This is a genomic window from Barrientosiimonas humi, from assembly GCF_006716095.1.
Taxonomy (GTDB): Bacteria; Actinomycetota; Actinomycetes; order Actinomycetales; family Dermatophilaceae; genus Barrientosiimonas; species Barrientosiimonas humi.
Window position 1 is genome coordinate 1,504,373 of the sequence record NZ_VFOK01000001.1, and the last position, 14,551, is coordinate 1,518,923.

At 70.9% G+C, this 14,551-nt stretch carries 13 protein-coding genes; 5 read left to right on the forward strand and 8 right to left on the reverse strand.

Going from position 1 to position 14,551, the window contains the following annotated elements; genetic code table 11:
• Window positions 1-41: 41 nt before the first annotated feature.
• The 3 genes from FB554_RS07105 to FB554_RS07115 all read right to left on the reverse strand — a co-directional run bounded on the left by FB554_RS07105 (window position 42) and on the right by FB554_RS07115 (window position 3,165).
• The gene (locus FB554_RS07105; protein ID WP_142005324.1) at window positions 42-416 is read right to left on the reverse strand and encodes a DUF3817 domain-containing protein; all 375 of its coding nucleotides are present in this window, start codon (window positions 414-416) and stop codon (window positions 42-44) included.
• A 74-nt stretch (window positions 417-490) separates the two neighbouring features.
• Window positions 491-2,596, reverse strand: a complete 2,106-nt coding sequence (gene uvrB, locus FB554_RS07110; protein ID WP_142005325.1) for an excinuclease ABC subunit UvrB — start codon at window positions 2,594-2,596, stop codon at window positions 491-493.
• Window positions 2,597-2,655: 59 nt separating this feature from the next.
• Window positions 2,656-3,165: a hypothetical protein gene (locus FB554_RS07115; RefSeq protein ID WP_142005326.1), complete on the reverse strand. Its 510-nt coding sequence runs from the start codon at window positions 3,163-3,165 to the stop codon at window positions 2,656-2,658.
• Between FB554_RS07115 and FB554_RS07120 the strand changes: the two genes are divergently transcribed.
• From FB554_RS07120 to FB554_RS07130, 3 genes are all read left to right on the forward strand, one after another.
• Window positions 3,164-3,961, forward strand: a complete 798-nt coding sequence (locus FB554_RS07120; RefSeq protein WP_142005327.1) for a GntR family transcriptional regulator — start codon at window positions 3,164-3,166, stop codon at window positions 3,959-3,961. The genes FB554_RS07115 and FB554_RS07120 overlap by 2 nt on opposite strands.
• Before the next feature lie 199 nt (window positions 3,962-4,160).
• Window positions 4,161-5,705, forward strand: a complete 1,545-nt coding sequence (locus tag FB554_RS07125; RefSeq protein WP_142005328.1) for an NCS1 family nucleobase:cation symporter-1 — start codon at window positions 4,161-4,163, stop codon at window positions 5,703-5,705.
• The gene (locus FB554_RS07130; RefSeq protein ID WP_142005329.1) at window positions 5,702-6,490 is read left to right on the forward strand and encodes an aspartate/glutamate racemase family protein; all 789 of its coding nucleotides are present in this window, start codon (window positions 5,702-5,704) and stop codon (window positions 6,488-6,490) included. Before FB554_RS07125 ends, FB554_RS07130 begins: the two co-directional genes overlap by 4 nt.
• On the opposite strand, the gene FB554_RS07135 is transcribed toward FB554_RS07130, so the two are convergent.
• Both FB554_RS07135 and coaE read right to left on the reverse strand, forming a co-directional pair.
• Window positions 6,453-7,361: a siderophore-interacting protein gene (locus tag FB554_RS07135; RefSeq protein ID WP_142005330.1), complete on the reverse strand. Its 909-nt coding sequence runs from the start codon at window positions 7,359-7,361 to the stop codon at window positions 6,453-6,455. The two genes, FB554_RS07130 and FB554_RS07135, sit on opposite strands and share 38 nt — an antisense overlap.
• Window positions 7,362-7,422: 61 nt before the next feature.
• Window positions 7,423-8,646, reverse strand: a complete 1,224-nt coding sequence (coaE, locus tag FB554_RS07140; protein WP_211344548.1) for a dephospho-CoA kinase — start codon at window positions 8,644-8,646, stop codon at window positions 7,423-7,425.
• A 36-nt stretch (window positions 8,647-8,682) separates the two neighbouring features.
• Here coaE and FB554_RS07145 point away from each other — a divergent pair, with 36 nt between their 5' ends.
• Window positions 8,683-9,432 (forward strand): SDR family NAD(P)-dependent oxidoreductase, encoded by a 750-nt coding sequence (locus FB554_RS07145; RefSeq protein WP_142005331.1) that lies wholly within the window; start codon window positions 8,683-8,685, stop codon window positions 9,430-9,432.
• A gap of 350 nt (window positions 9,433-9,782) precedes the next feature.
• On the opposite strand, the gene rpsA is transcribed toward FB554_RS07145, so the two are convergent.
• On the reverse strand, window positions 9,783-11,288 hold the full coding sequence (gene rpsA, locus FB554_RS07150) for a 30S ribosomal protein S1 (protein WP_142005332.1): 1,506 nt from the start codon (window positions 11,286-11,288) through the stop codon (window positions 9,783-9,785).
• A 203-nt stretch (window positions 11,289-11,491) separates the two neighbouring features.
• Here rpsA and FB554_RS07155 point away from each other — a divergent pair, with 203 nt between their 5' ends.
• Window positions 11,492-12,307: a class I SAM-dependent methyltransferase gene (locus FB554_RS07155; RefSeq protein WP_142005333.1), complete on the forward strand. Its 816-nt coding sequence runs from the start codon at window positions 11,492-11,494 to the stop codon at window positions 12,305-12,307.
• 124 nt (window positions 12,308-12,431) lie between these two features.
• Here FB554_RS07155 and FB554_RS07160 read toward each other — a convergent pair whose 3' ends face one another.
• The gene (locus FB554_RS07160) at window positions 12,432-13,418 is read right to left on the reverse strand and encodes a UDP-glucuronic acid decarboxylase family protein (protein ID WP_142005334.1); all 987 of its coding nucleotides are present in this window, start codon (window positions 13,416-13,418) and stop codon (window positions 12,432-12,434) included.
• Window positions 13,415-14,491 carry a cell envelope lipid trafficking protein PgfA gene (gene pgfA, locus FB554_RS07165; protein WP_142005335.1) on the reverse strand — a complete coding sequence of 359 codons (1,077 nt, stop codon included), beginning with the start codon at window positions 14,489-14,491 and terminating at the stop codon, window positions 13,415-13,417. Before pgfA ends, FB554_RS07160 begins: the two co-directional genes overlap by 4 nt.
• Window positions 14,492-14,551 lie beyond the last annotated feature (60 nt).

Below are 14,551 nucleotides of genomic sequence, written 5' to 3' on the forward strand. Positions count from 1 at the left end.
TGACGAGCTGGGTGCGAGCGGGGATACTCCCCTCCGGCGGCTCAGTCTGCCAGAGAAGCGGGCTCGCGCTGAACTCGGTCCGCGTCGCGAGCCGCGGGGGCGCCGACCAGGCCGCGGCGGTCGGCCCACATCTCGAAGATCGCGGTCGCGAACGGCGGGATCGAGCTGGCCAGGGCCACGAGCAGCACCGTGGCGGACCAGCCGAGGGTGCGGAACACCGCCAGGCAGACCAGGACGTAGGCGACGAAGATCACACCGTGGATCGGGCCGAAGATCTGCACGCCGAGCTCGCCGCTGTCGGTGACGTACTTGAAGAACATGCCGATCAGCAGGCCGAGCCAGCTCAGCGCCTCGGCGAAGGCGACCACGCGGAAGAGGGTCCGGGCACGGGCGGTGGTGAGACTGCTCGGCGACATGCGTCCAGCGTACGACGTCTACGACACAGCGTCGTAGCCGGCCCCACCCGTCGGGCGGGGCGGGGGCCGGCGGCTCAGCGGGTGGCCTCCTCCATCTGGCGCAGCTCCTTCTTGAGGTCGCCGAGCTCGTCGCGCAGTCGCGCGGCCAGCTCGAAGTGCAGGTCGGCCGCGGCCTGGTGCATCTGCTGGGTGAGCTCCTGGATGAGGTTGGCCAGGTCGCTCGCGGGCAGCCCCTCGGTGCGGCCCTGCGCGACGCTGGCGTCGGCCTGCACCAGGCCCGCTCCCCCGCGCCGGCCCTTGCCGCGGGACTGGCTGCGGCCGGAGCCGAGCAGCGAGTCGGTGTCGGCCTCCTCGCGCTGCAGCATGTCGGTGATGTCGGCGATCTTCTTGCGCAGCGGCTGCGGGTCGATGCCGTTGTCGGCGTTGAACTTCAGCTGCTTCTCGCGGCGCCGGTTGGTCTCGTCGATCGCCTCCTGCATCGAGGGGGTGACCGAGTCGGCATACATGTGCACCTGGCCCGACACGTTGCGGGCCGCGCGGCCGATGGTCTGGATGAGCGAGCGCGCCGAGCGCAGGAAGCCCTCCTTGTCGGCGTCGAGGATCGACACCAGCGACACCTCGGGCAGGTCGAGGCCCTCGCGCAGCAGGTTGATGCCGACGAGCACGTCGAACTCGCCCAGCCGCAGCTCGCGCAGCAGCTCCACGCGGCGCAGCGTGTCGACCTCGGAGTGCAGGTAGCGGACGCGGATGTCCTTCTCGAGCAGGTAGTCGGTGAGGTCCTCGGCCATCTTCTTGGTCAGCGTCGTGACCAGCACCCGCTCGTCGCGCTCGGCCCGCTCGCGGATCTCGTGCAGCAGGTCGTCGATCTGCCCCTTGGTGGGCTTCAGCACGACCTCGGGGTCGACCAGGCCGGTGGGGCGGATGACCTGCTCGACGTGGCCGTCGGACTTGGCCAGCTCGTAGTCGCCCGGCGTCGCCGACAGGTAGACGGTCTGGCCGATGCGCTCGAGGAACTCCTCCCACTTCAGCGGCCGGTTGTCCATCGCCGAGGGGAGCCGGAAGCCGTGGTCGACCAGGGTGCGCTTGCGCGACATGTCGCCCTCGTACATCGCGCCGATCTGCGGGACGGTCTGGTGCGACTCGTCGATGACGAGCAGGAAGTCCTCGGGGAAGTAGTCGAGCAGGGTGTTGGGCGCGGTGCCCGGGCCGCGGCCGTCGATGTGGCGGCTGTAGTTCTCGATGCCGGAGCAGGAGCCGATCTGGCGCATCATCTCGATGTCGTAGGTGGTGCGCATCCGCAGCCGCTGGGCCTCGAGCATCTTGCCCTGCTTCTCGAAGGTCGCCAGCTGCTCGTCCAGCTCGCGCTCGATCCCTCCGATGGCCCGCTCCATGCGCTCGGGGCCGGCGACGTAATGGGAGGCGGGGAAGACGTACATCTCCTGCTCCTCGCGCACCACCTCCCCGCTCAGCGGGTGCAGCGTGTAGAGCCGCTCGATCTCGTCGCCGAAGAACTCGATGCGCACCGCGAGCTCCTCGTAGACCGGGATGATCTCGACGGTGTCGCCGCGCACCCGGAACGTCCCGCGGGTGAAGGCCAGGTCGTTGCGGGTGTACTGCATCTGGACGAACCTGCGCAGCAGCTCGTCGCGGTCGATCTGGTCGCCGACGCGCAGCGGGACCATGCGGTCGACGTACTCCTGCGGGGTGCCGAGGCCGTAGATGCACGACACCGACGCGACCACGACGACGTCGCGCCGGGTCAGCAGCGAGTTGGTCGCGCTGTGCCGCAGCCGCTCGACCTCGTCGTTGATCGAGGAGTCCTTCTCGATGTAGGTGTCGGTCTGCGGGACGTAGGCCTCGGGCTGGTAGTAGTCGTAGTAGGAGACGAAGTACTCGACCGCGTTGTTCGGCAGCAGCTCGCGGAACTCGTTGGCCAGCTGCGCCGCCAGGGTCTTGTTGGGCGCCATGACCAGCGTCGGGCGCTGCACCTGCTCGATCAGCCACGCCGTGGTGGCCGACTTGCCGGTGCCGGTGGCGCCGAGCAGCACGACGTCCTGCTCGCCGGCGTTGACCCGGCGGGTCAGCTCGGCGATCGCGGTGGGCTGGTCACCGCTCGGCTCGAACTCGGAGACGACCTCGAACGGCGCGACGCTGCGCTGCAGGTCGGTGGTGGGACGCATGGCTCCACGCTAGACGCAGGCACCGACAACGGTCTCCTCAGCGACAGTCGCCGGGGGGATCACCACTTGGACCAGGGGGCATGCATGCCCGTGCGGTCCTCCGCCTCGGGCGGCCGCGGGGTCGGCTCCGGCCAGATGCGGATCCAGTGCTCCTGGGGCGGGACGCTGTTGTCGTGGGCTTGCTGCTCTCCGCCCTCCCCGCGCACGAGGAGCCGCACCCGAGACCGGCCAGGCCCCTGACCCACCGGGCCGCTCCATCGCTCGTTGATGTCGTCCCGGACAAGGATCGGCCCGGCGAACTCCGCCGAGATCTCCGCCCCGGCGTCCCATCCCGCGTCGAGGTCGCCCGACAGGCGGGTCGCCGGTCGCCTGTCCAGCAGCTGGATGTCGAGATCGACGCGGGCAAACTTCGCGTCCGCCGAGACCGCCACGCCCGTGTCGTCCTCGGTCTGCGCCAACCGTGTCGGTTGCCCGTACGGCTGCCCGCGGTGGGTCAGGTACGTCAGGTCGCCGCCGTCGCCGTGCACGTAGTAGCGAAAGTCGCTGGCCCGCTGGTCCGGTATCCGCATGCCGGCCAAGTTACGTCGCCCGCCACACCCCATCCCGACGTACGGCATCATCGGCCTGGTCGAGAACGGCACGTCCGGGACGGGCAGGAAGGTGGTGCGGGTGGAGGCGACCGAACCGACGACGTCGATCGTCGAGCAGCTGCGCCCGCCCGAGGGGCAGGTCGGCGGGCCGAGCATCGTCACCGAGCTGCGTCGCGCGCTCGTGTCGGGCGCGGTGCGCCCGGGCAGCCCGATCCCGGTCGACGAGGTCGCGAAGGTGTTCGGGGTCAGTCGCATCCCGGTGCGCGAGGCGCTGAAGAACCTTCAGGGAGAAGGGCTTCTGGAGCACCGGCCGCGGATGGGATACACCGTCACCAGCCTCACCAGCGACGAGCTGGCCGAGCTCTACCTCGTGCGCGGGGCGCTGGAGGGTGCGGCGCTGTCGGCGGCCGCGACCCGCGCCACCGAGGCCGACCGCGAGCGGGCCCGGGCCGCGCTGCACGGCCAGGGCTCCGACGCCGACCCGGCCACCGAGACCTTCCAGCGCAGCTCGCGGCACTTCCACGAGGCGCTGCTGGCCCCGTGCCGGATGCCGCGCCTGCTGCACATGGTCGACATCGCCTGGAACCTCACCGAGCCGGTGCAGACCATGATGCGGGTCACCGACGGCGAGCGGGCGGCTCTCGAGCACGACCACGTCGAGCTGCTCGAGGCGTTCCTCGACCGCGACGTCGACCGGTTGCAGCGCCTCGCGACCGAGCACCACCAGCGGCTGACGCAGGCGATCTCGCGCATCCCCATCGACGACCCCGAGTGAGCCCCGGGCGCTGGGCCGGCGCCCGCAGCAGACCCCGTCCTCGCCGTCTCTCGGAGCCCGCCCGCGTATACCCGGATATACCCAGAAATACCTGAGAACACTGGGGATTCGCGCCCCGAGCGGCCCTACCTTTGGGCGATCCGCACCGCGCGGATCGACGCCGCTCTCGCGCAGCGCCGTGGTGGCTAGGAGGAACGAGATGGCCACTGACTCCCCCTTCCGCAGCGACGAGGAGGCGGCCGCGGCCGGCTTCGCGGTGACCCAGGGCGACGGCGGCGCCGGCGCCGGGGTGCTGAAACCGTCGTACGACCCGCGCCTGGCGAACGAGGACCTGGCGCCGCTAGAGAAGCAGGACTGGTCCTGGTACAACATCTTCGCGTTCTGGATGTCCGACGTGCACAGCGTCGGCGGCTACGTCACCGCCGGCTCGCTGTTCGCCCTCGGCCTCACCAGCTGGCAGGTCTTCGTCTGCCTCATCGTCGGTATCACCATCGTGCTGTTCTTCTGCAACCTGGTCGCCAAGCCCAGCCAGCGCACGGGCGTGCCCTACCCCGTCATCTGCCGCACCACCTTCGGCGTGCTCGGCGCCAACATCCCCGCGATCATCCGCGGCCTCATCGCGGTCGCCTGGTACGGCATCCAGACCTACCTCGCGTCGGCCTCCCTGGACATCCTGATCGTGCGCATGTGGCCCGGCCTCGCGCCGTACGCCGACGTCACCCAGCACGGGTTCCTCGGCCTGTCGACGCTCGGCTGGGTCACGTTCGCGCTGCTGTGGGTCGCCCAGGCGTGCGTGTTCTGGACCGGCATGAAGACCATCCGCCGGTTCATCGACTTCGCCGGCCCCGCGGTCTACGTCGTGATGACGGTCCTGTGCGTCTACCTGCTCGCCAAGGCCGACTGGTCGGTGAACCTGTCGCTGTCCGACGCCGAGCTGAGCGGCGGCAAGACCGTGACCACGATGCTGGCCGCGACCGCGCTGGTCGTGAGCTACTTCTCCGGCCCGATGCTCAACTTCGGCGACTTCTCGCGCTACGGCCGCACGTTCGCCGACGTGCGCAAGGGCAACTTCTGGGGTCTGCCGGTGAACTTCCTGTTCTTCTCGCTGCTGACCGTGCTGACCGCCGCCGCGACGCTGCCGGTCTATGGGCGGCTGATCACCGACCCGGTCGAGACCGTCGGCCAGATCGACAACATCTACGCCCTGGTGCTCGCCGCGGTCACCTTCACCACCGCCACGATCGGCATCAACATCGTCGCGAACTTCGTCTCCCCGGCGTTCGACTTCTCCAACGTGGCGCCGCAGAAGATCACCTGGCGGACCGGTGGCATGATCGCCGCCGTGGGCTCGGTGCTGCTGACGCCGTGGAACCTCTACAAGTCGCCGGAGACGATCCACTACACGCTCGACACCCTCGGTGCCTTCATCGGACCGCTGTTCGGCGTGCTCATCGCCCACTACTACGTCGTCCACCAGCAGCAGGTCTGCGTCGACGACCTCTACACGCTCGACGAGCAGGGCGCCTACCACTACAAGCGCGGCTACAACCCGCCGGCGATCTGGGCGACCGGCATCGCGGCCGCGTGCGCGCTGGCGGTGGTCTTCGTGCCCGGCCTGACCCGGTTCGACGACTACAGCTGGTTCGTCGGCTGCGGCATCGGCTTCGTGGCGTACGCCTTCCTCGCCCCGCGCGCCGGCGTGTCCGTCGAGGCGCAGCTCACCGACAAGGAGGTCCGGGTATGAGTCGCAGCGCACCGCGCGTGGTGCTGGTCAACCCCAACACCACCGCTTCCATGACCGAGATCGCGCTGCGGGCCGCGCAGGAGGTGGCCGCTCCCGGCACCGTGCTGGTCGGGCGCACCTCCCCGACCGGACCCGCCTCGATCGAGAGCCACGTCGACGAGTCGCTGTGCGTGCCTGGCCTGCTGCAGGCCGTCGCCGAGGAGACCGACGCCGACGCGTTCGTCGTGGCCTGCTTCGGCGACCCGGGGGTCGAGGCGGTGCGCGAGCTCACCGGGGTGCCGGTCGTCGGCATCGCCGAGGCGGCGATGAAGAGCGCCACCCTGCTCGGTCGCACGTTCAGCGTCGTCACCACCCTGGAGCGCACCATCGGCCGGGCGCGTGACCTGGTGACCCGGCACGGGCTCACCGCCCAGTGCGCCGGGCTGCACGCGTGCGACATCCCGGTGCTGGAGCTGGAGACCGACCCCGACGGCACCTACGACCGGTTGCTCAAGGTGTCGGCGGAGGTGCTGCGGCACGACGACTGCGACGTCCTGGTGCTCGGCTGCGCCGGCATGGCCGACCTGCCCGGGCGGCTGGCCGCCGAGCTCGGCGTGCCCGTGGTCGACGGCGTCGCTGCGGCGACGACGATGGCCGAGGGCCTGGTGCGGCAGGGGTTGGTGCCCCGTCGCGAGGGCGAGCTGGCGCCGCCGGTGCCGAAGGCGTACACCGGGGTGATGGGTCAGGTCGTGCCGGCCGCGGTGCGGCTCAGCACTCCTGGTGACCCTCCCGCCAGTACCCCATGAAGGCCACGGCCGAGCGCGGGACGTCGTAGTCCCCCACCAGGATCCGACGCAGCGTGCGCACCGCTGAGGACTCCCCCGCGATCCACGCGGACAGCGGCGGTACGCCTGCCCCGCGCTCGGTCGTCACCTCCCAGTAGGCGCCCTCGTCGCCGTCGACGAGCACCGTGCTCTCGCCGGCGGTGGTGCCGACGGACGGGTGCCCGTCGAGCCACTCGCGGACCACCTGCTGCTGGGCTGCTCCTCGCTCCCCCTGCCGGACGACCCACTGCACGCGCACGCCGGCGGGGGCCGTGATCTGCTGGATCGACTCGGCGTGCTCGACCTCGAGACACACCAGGCCGCAGGCGTTCTCGGGGAGTCGCTCCACGATCGAGCAGATCGCGGGGGCCGCCGTGTCGTCGCCGACGATGAGCTGGTCGCACTGGTCGGCCAGGTCGTAGCGGAACTCCAGGCCGCCCTCGTTGTCGGGGTGACCGGCGAGCGGGCCGTGGACGAGGATGCGGTCGCCGGGCGTGCCGGAGCGGGCGAACCGCGAGGCCGGCCCGAGGTCGCCGTGGTCGACCAGCTCGACGTCGATCTCGGCCAGCTCGTTGCGGATCGCGCGCACGGTGTACGTCCGGATCGCCGGCCGCGTCTCCTGCGGCATGGCGCGCCAGGCGAGGAACCACTTCTCGCCGCGCGGCATGGTGTCGAGGGTGCCGCCGTCGGTCGGCAGGATCAGCTTGATGCGCTGGTCGTAGCCGTTCGGCGCGAACTCGCGCAGGTCCTCGCCGGTGAAGGTCATCCGCACCAGGTGCGGGGTGACGCGGACCGACTCGGTCACCTCCACGTCGAAGAAGCCGAACGGTCGCTGGGCGGGCTGCGCGGTCATAAGGGAACCCTAACTGAGGCTTACCTTGCCTGCGCAACCCGCTGGGCGTGTCGCGCGCGGCTCAGCGATCGCGGTCGCGCTGTCGGCTCCACTCCAGCGCCTGCGGCAGGTGCTCGGCGAACCACGGCTCCTTGGCCGCGGTGTAGTCGGCGCGAGTGCGCTCGTCGCCGCCCGGGTGGTCCGCGACCGCCTGCTGCTTCAGCGCGGCGTACGCCTCGCGCGCCTGCGGCTCGGCACGCAGCCAGTCGCGGAAGGCGACCGCGACCTCGGCTCCGGGAGAGCCTGCGCGGCGCACGTGCAGGTGCAGGACCCGGCCAGGGTCGGCGTTGCCGTAGAGCACCTTGCGCCACTCGCTCTCGTCGGGAGCCCACGTGTGGACCGTGTCGAGCCGTTCGCGCGGTTGCACGAATCCCGCTGCCAGCACAGCGGACTCGAAGGCGTCCGTCGTCGCGAGGGTCAGGTCGTCGAGCGTCAGCTGCAGGTCGATGACGTCCTTGGCCGCGAGCCCCGGCACCGCGGTGGAGCCGATGTGCTCCAGCCCGTGCACCCGGTCGCGCAGGGACGCGCGCTGCAGCGCCCGGTCGAGGCGGCCGAGCAGGCGTCGCGCGGTGGGCGCCCACCCGGGGTCGGGCTCGGCCAGCGCGGCGGTCGCGGGGCGGCGCACGGCGGTGCGGGTGCGCAGGTTGTGCTCGAACGGCACCAGCCGCTGCGTCCACAACCGCTCGACGTGGTCGGCGAGATCCGCCTGCGTGGAACCGTTCTCGAGCCACACGTCGGCCGCGGCGCGGCGCTGCTCGTCGGTGGCCTGGGCGTCCATCCGGGCCCGGGCGTCGGCCTCGCTCATGCCGCGCGTGCGGACCAGCCGCTCCAGACGTACGTCGGGGTCGGCGGCGACGATCACCGTCAGCTGGTAGTCGACCTCACGGCCGAGCTCGACCAGCAGCGGGATGTCCTGCACGACGATCGCGTCGTCGGGGGCCTCCTGCACCTGCCGGATCGCCTCCTGGGCGACCAGCGGGTGGACGATCGCGTTGAGGTCGGCGCGAGCCGCGTCGTCGCCGAAAACCGTTGCGGCCAGGGCGGGTCGGTCGAGCGCGCCGTCGTCACCGACGACCCCGTCACCGAACCGCTCGCGCACCAGGGCAAGCCCCTGCGTCCCGGGCGCGACCACCTCGCGGGCGATCACGTCGGAGTCGACGAGCACCGCCCCACGCTCGACCAGCAGCTTCGAGACGGTCGACTTGCCCGACCCGATCCCGCCCGACAGACCCACGTGCAGTGCCACACCGCGACCCTAGCCGCGGCAGGAGAGGATGGAGCCATGACTCGACGCATCGTCATCACCGGCGGCGGCACCGGCATCGGCCGGGCCATCGCGACCCGCCTGCTCGCCGAGGAGCCCGAGCTGGTGCTGGTGGGCCGCCGCGAGAGCGTGCTGCAGGAGGCCGCCGACGAGCTGCGCGGCCTCGACGAGACCGCGCAGGTCAGCACGCTCGCGTGCGACCTCGCCGACCCCGACCAGGTGCAGCAGCTCAGCGACACGCTGCACGACGGCCCGCAGATCGACGTGTTCGTGGCCAACGCCGGCGGCAACTACGGCCTCGGCGCCGGCAGCCTGGCGGAGGTGGCCGAGGCGTGGCGGCGCGACTTCGACGGCAACGTGCTGTCGGCGGTGCTGCCCGTGCACGCCCTGCTCGACCACGTCGCCCGCCCCGGCGGCCGGATCGTCGCGATGTCCTCGATCGCCGCGCTGCGCGGCTCGGGCGCGTACGGCGCGGCCAAGGCCGCCGTCAACGCGTGGGTGCTCAGCCTCGCCAGCGAGGTCGCCGCCGACGGGATCACCGTCAACGCGGTCGCCCCCGGCTTCGTGCCCGACACCGACTTCTGGCGGCAGCGCATCGAGGCCGACCCGGGCATCGTCGAGAACCGCACCGCCCCGATCCCGATGGGCCGCCCCGGCACCCCCGACGAGATCGCCGAGGCCGTCGCCTACCTCGCCTCCCCCGACGCCGGCTGGACCACCGGCCAGATCCTGCAGGTCAACGGCGGCACCCTGCTCGGCCGCGGCTGACACGGCACGCGCCGCGCCGACGTCCGGGCGAGCCCTGCAGCTCGTACGACAACGCACGATCTGCGCCGCGCTCCCCCGAGATCCCGGGCCCCCTCCCGCACTTCGTACGACAACGCACGATCTGCGCTGCGCTCGCCCGAGATCCCGGGCCCACCTCCCGCACTTCGTACGACAACGCACGATCTGCGCTGCGCTCGCCCGAGATCCCGGGCCCACCTCCCGCACTTCGTACGACAACGCACGATCTGCGCTGCGCTCGCCCGGTCCTGGGCAGACGAAAGGCCCCGGTCACCTCGCGGTGACCGGGGCCTTCGTGACGCGCCCGTCGCGTCAGTACTCTCGGCTGCCGCTCAGTTGCCCGTGAGCTTCTCGCGCAGCGCCGCCAGCGCCTCGTCGGAGGCCAGGGTGCCCTCCGCGGGAGCCGGGCCGCTGGACGCCGGGGAGGCGTCGGACGAGGAGGAGGACGACGACGAGCGGTCGCCGCCGGAGCTGTAGGACGTCGGGGCGGACGTCTCGCCGGAGGCCGCGGCCTCGGCGTCGTCCTTGCGCGCCTGCTCGATCTGCGCCTGGTGCGCCTCGTAGCGGGCGTGCGCCTCGGCGTACTGCTTCTCCCACTTCTCCCGCTGAGCCTCGTAGCCCTCGAGCCACTCGTTGGTCTCGGGGTCGAAGCCCTCGGGGTACTTGTAGTTGCCCTGCTCGTCGTACTCAGCGGCCATGCCGTAGAGCGTCGGGTCGAACTCGGCAGCACCCGCGGCGTCGTCGTTGGCCTGCTTGAGCGACAGCGAGATGCGGCGACGCTCCAGGTCGATGTCGATGACCTTGACGAACAGCTCACGGCCGACCGTGACGACCTGCTCGGGCAGCTCCACGTGGCGCTCGGCCAGCTCGGAGATGTGCACCAGGCCCTCGATGCCGTCGTCGACGCGCACGAACGCACCGAACGGCACCAGCTTGGTGACCTTGCCCGGCACGACCTGGCCGATGGCGTGGGTGCGGGCGAAGTGCTGCCACGGGTCCTCCTGGGTCGCCTTCAGCGACAGGGAGACACGCTCGCGGTCCATGTCGACGTCGAGCACCTCGACGGTGACCTCCTGGCCCACCTCGACGACCTCGGACGGGTGGTCGATGTGCTTCCAGGACAGCTCGGAGACGTGCACCAGACCGTCGACTCCACCGAGGTCGACGAACGCACCGAAGTTGACGATGCTGCTGACCACACCGGAGCGGACCTGGCCCTTCTGCAGCTCCTTGAGGAAGGTCGTGCGCACCTCGGACTGGGTCTGCTCGAGCCACGCGCGGCGCGAGAGCACCACGTTGTTGCGGTTCTTGTCGAGCTCGATGATCTTGGCCTCGATCTCCTTGCCGACGTACGGCTGGAGGTCGCGGACGCGACGCATCTCGACCAGCGACGCGGGCAGGAAGCCGCGCAGGCCGATGTCGAGGATGAGGCCGCCCTTGACGACCTCGATGACGGTGCCGGTGACGACGCCGTCGTCCTCCTTGATCTGCTCGATGGTGCCCCAGGCGCGCTCGTACTGCGCACGCTTCTTGGACAGGATCAGGCGGCCTTCCTTGTCCTCCTTCTGGAGGACCAGGGCCTCGACGTCGTCGCCGACGGAGACGACCTCGTTGGGGTCGACGTCGTGCTTGATCGACAGCTCGCGCGAGGGGATGACGCCCTCGGTCTTGTAGCCGATGTCGAGCAGGACCTCGTCCCGGTCGACCTTGACGATGACACCCTCGACGATGTCGCCGTCATTGAAGTGCTTGATCGTCGCGTCGATCGCGGCGAGCAGCTCCTCCTCCGAACCGATGTCGTTGACAGCGATCGGGGAAGGGGTGGTGGTGGCAGTCATGTAGTGGATAACTTTCGGTGGACAGTGAGTTGTTCGGACCGAACGCTGAGGTCAGGGCCGTCGCCAGCGGTGACGGCGACCCAGTCAGCACCCGAGGCCGAGGTGGACAGGATGGGACACGCGGCACACGTCCGCGCTCGAACACCCTACCGAGCCGTCCACAGTCCGGTCAAAGCCCGGTCCGGCGGGGCCGGGCGAGCCCGATGAGCGAGGACCCGCAGTGGTACGGCATCGCCCGCCGAGCGGTGGAGCAGCCCGAGTCGATCCTCGCGAACCGCCGGTGGTGGGACGCCGAGGCCTCGGCCTACTACCTCGAACACGGTGACTTCCTCGGGGATTCCGAGCTGGTCTGGGGACCCGAGGGGATCACCGAGCGCGAGCTGCGGCTGCTCGGCGACGTCGCCGGTCGCGACGTGCTGGAGATCGGCGCCGGCGCGGCCCAGGGCAGCCGCTACCTGAGCACGCAGGGCGCGCGCGTCGTCGCCAGCGACCTGTCCGCCGGCATGCTCGGCCAGGCGCGCACCGTCGACCGCGACCGGCGCCTGACCCCGCTCCCCCTCGTGCAGTGCGACGGGGCCGCGCTCCCCTTCGCCGACGCCGCGTTCGACGTCGTCTTCACGGCGTACGGCGTGTTCCCGTTCGTCGCCGACTCGGCGGGTGCGCTGCGCGAGTGCGCGCGGGTGCTGCGCCCGGGCGGGCTGCTGGCGTTCTCGACCACCCACCCGATCCGCTGGGCCTTCCCCGACGACCCCGGCGAGCCGGGACTGCAGGTGCGCTCGTCGTACTTCGACACCCGCCCGTACGTCGAGGAGGACGACGCGGGCCGGGTCACCTACGTCGAGCACCACCGCACGCTGGGCGAGCGGGTGCGCGAGATCGTCGCCGCCGGGCTGCACCTGGTCGACGTCGTGGAGCCGGAGTGGCCCGAGCGCAACGCGGAGGTGTGGGGCGGCTGGAGCCCGACGCGCGGGCGGCTGATCCCGGGCACCGCGATCTTCCTGGCCCGGCGCCCCCGCTGACCCCGCATGAAACCGGGTTACGTGCGTTTGACCCGACTCGATTGGGGTCAAACGCACGTAACCCGGTTTCATGCCCGGAAGGGGGGGCGGGTGGGCCCGGACGTTGCGGGAGCGGGCGGGGGGGTCAGCCGTTGAGGATGCGCTCGGTGGCGGCGGCGCTCAGCGGCGGCGCGCCGTTGGCCTGGTCGCGGAACCAGCCGACGGTCCACTTCAGCGCGTCCTCGATGCCGACCCGCGGGGACCAGCCGAGCACCCGCTGCGCGAGCAGCGTGTCGGGCTGGCGCACCGTCGGGTCGTCGACCGGGCGCTCGATGAAGGTGATCGGCGAGTCGGACTCGGCGATCCGCACGATCCACTCGGCCAGCTCGCGCATCGACAGCTCGTAGGGGTTGCCGATGTTGATCGGGCCGGGGTGGCTGGCGTCGAGCATGCGCAGCACGCCCTCGACCAGGTCGTCGACGTAGCAGATCGAGCGGGTCTGCGACCCGTCGCCGCTCACCGTGACCGGCTCGCCGGCCAGCGCCTGCCGCACGAAGTTGGGGATCGCGCGGCCGTCGTCGGGCCGCATGCGCGGACCGAAGGTGTTGAAGATCCGCACGATGCCGGTGTCGACGCCGTGCGCCTGGCGGTAGGCCAGGGTCAGCGCCTCGGCGTAGCGCTTGGCCTCGTCGTAGACCCCGCGCGGGCCGACCGGGTTGACGTTGCCCCAGTAGGTCTCCGGCTGCGGGTGCACCTCGGGGTCGCCGTAGACCTCGGAGGTCGAGGCGAGCACCAGCCGCGCACCCTTCTCGCGGGCCAGCTCCAGCGCGTGCAGCGTGCCGTGCGAGCCCACGGTGAGGGTCTCGATCGGCATCCGCAGGTAGTCGACGGGCGACGCGGGGCTGGCGAAGTGCAGCACCGCGTCGACCGGCCCGTCGACGGTGAACGGCAGCGAGACGTCGGCCTCGCGCAGCTCGAACGACGGGTCGTGGCGCAGGTGCTCGACGTTGCCCGCCGAACCGGTGCAGAAGTTGTCGAGCGCGACCACCGCGTCACCGCGGCGGAGCAGCTCCTCGCACAGGTGCGAGCCGAGGAAGCCCGCGCCACCCGTGACGACGACCCGGCGGGTCACAGCGCCCCGTCCCCCTGACGACGCTCCACGCGGCCCCCGGCCACCGGCGCGTCCTCGCGGTCGCGGAAGAGTCCGTCGGCCGTGCGGTCCTGGTCGTCGTCGTAGACGGTCGTGTCGTCGTAGTCGTCCTCGTCGTCCCGGCGGTTGCCGCGGGCCTTCAGCGACAGCGCCAGGCCAGCCAGCAGCAGGCCGATGCCGATGATGCCGAGCAGCAGCGGCGCCCAGAAGCGCAGGATCTTCAGCAGCATCGCCTTCGTGGCGTACTCGTCGACGTTGGCCTGCACCGTGTCGTCGGTCATGACCGAGTCGGTGGTGAGCGCGTTGACCGTGCGGGCGCCCGGCTCGTTCCAGCGCAGCTCCTGGCGCTGGTTCTCGACGACCTTGATCATCACGCCGGTCTCGGGCTCGACCCAGATGGTGCGGTCGTTGGCGTAGAGCCGGTCGGCGTCGACGCCGCCGGTGTCCTCGAGGCCGAAGATGCCGCGCGGCACGTCCTGCGTGCGGAACTTGGTCATCGGCACGGTGCCCTGGAACTTGTACGTGTTGAGGCCCTTGACGGTCTCCTCGCCGACGTACTTCATCTGCATCGGCTTGCCGATGGTGCCGTCGTAGTAGTTGTAGGTCTGCTTCTGGGTCTGGAAGGGGAACTTGATCATCAGCCCCTTCTGGAAGTCCTTGGCCTGACCGTTCTGGCTGTTGCCCTCCCACGGGACGGCCTCGCCGGTGGTGCGGTCGATCGCGAACGTCTGGCGGCTGGCGTCCATGGGCGGCGCCTCGCCGTTGTTGTCCGACACCTGACCCTTGCTCATCACCGCGACGTTGCGCCCGGTCTGCTCGGAGGCGCGCTCGCTCTCGTCCGGGTCGCCGATCACCGTGACGGTGGTGGTGAGCTTCCCCGAGCCCGGACGCACGTTGTCGGCGTCGAAGAACGTGGCGCTGTCGTCGACGACGAGCTGGCGGGTGTTCTGGTCGTACGGGACCACGGCCAGCTTGTCGTAGGCGTAGAACTTCAGCAGCAGCGCCATCGTGACGCAGAACGCGCCGATGCCAATGAGAATGGCGGCTTTACGCACGGGAACCTCCAGGGGAAGATCAATACCTACTGGACCGTAGCATCGGTGTGCCGGTTGTGC

Excerpts from the sequence above, each read along its gene's own strand:
- FB554_RS07155 (WP_142005333.1), top strand. The coding sequence starts at position 11,492 with ATGAGCGAGGACCCGCAGTGGTACGGCATCGCCCGCCGAGCGGTGGAG.
- FB554_RS07120 (WP_142005327.1), top strand. The coding sequence starts at position 3,164 with ATGCCGGCCAAGTTACGTCGCCCGCCACACCCCATCCCGACGTACGGC.
- FB554_RS07125 (WP_142005328.1), top strand. The coding sequence starts at position 4,161 with ATGGCCACTGACTCCCCCTTCCGCAGCGACGAGGAGGCGGCCGCGGCC.
- FB554_RS07130 (WP_142005329.1), top strand. The coding sequence starts at position 5,702 with ATGAGTCGCAGCGCACCGCGCGTGGTGCTGGTCAACCCCAACACCACC.
- FB554_RS07115 (WP_142005326.1), bottom strand. The coding sequence starts at position 3,165 with ATGCGGATACCGGACCAGCGGGCCAGCGACTTTCGCTACTACGTGCAC.
- rpsA (WP_142005332.1), bottom strand. The coding sequence starts at position 11,288 with ATGACTGCCACCACCACCCCTTCCCCGATCGCTGTCAACGACATCGGT.
- FB554_RS07105 (WP_142005324.1), bottom strand. The coding sequence starts at position 416 with ATGTCGCCGAGCAGTCTCACCACCGCCCGTGCCCGGACCCTCTTCCGC.
- FB554_RS07135 (WP_142005330.1), bottom strand. The coding sequence starts at position 7,361 with ATGACCGCGCAGCCCGCCCAGCGACCGTTCGGCTTCTTCGACGTGGAG.
- uvrB (WP_142005325.1), bottom strand. The coding sequence starts at position 2,596 with ATGCGTCCCACCACCGACCTGCAGCGCAGCGTCGCGCCGTTCGAGGTC.
- FB554_RS07145 (WP_142005331.1), top strand. The coding sequence starts at position 8,683 with ATGACTCGACGCATCGTCATCACCGGCGGCGGCACCGGCATCGGCCGG.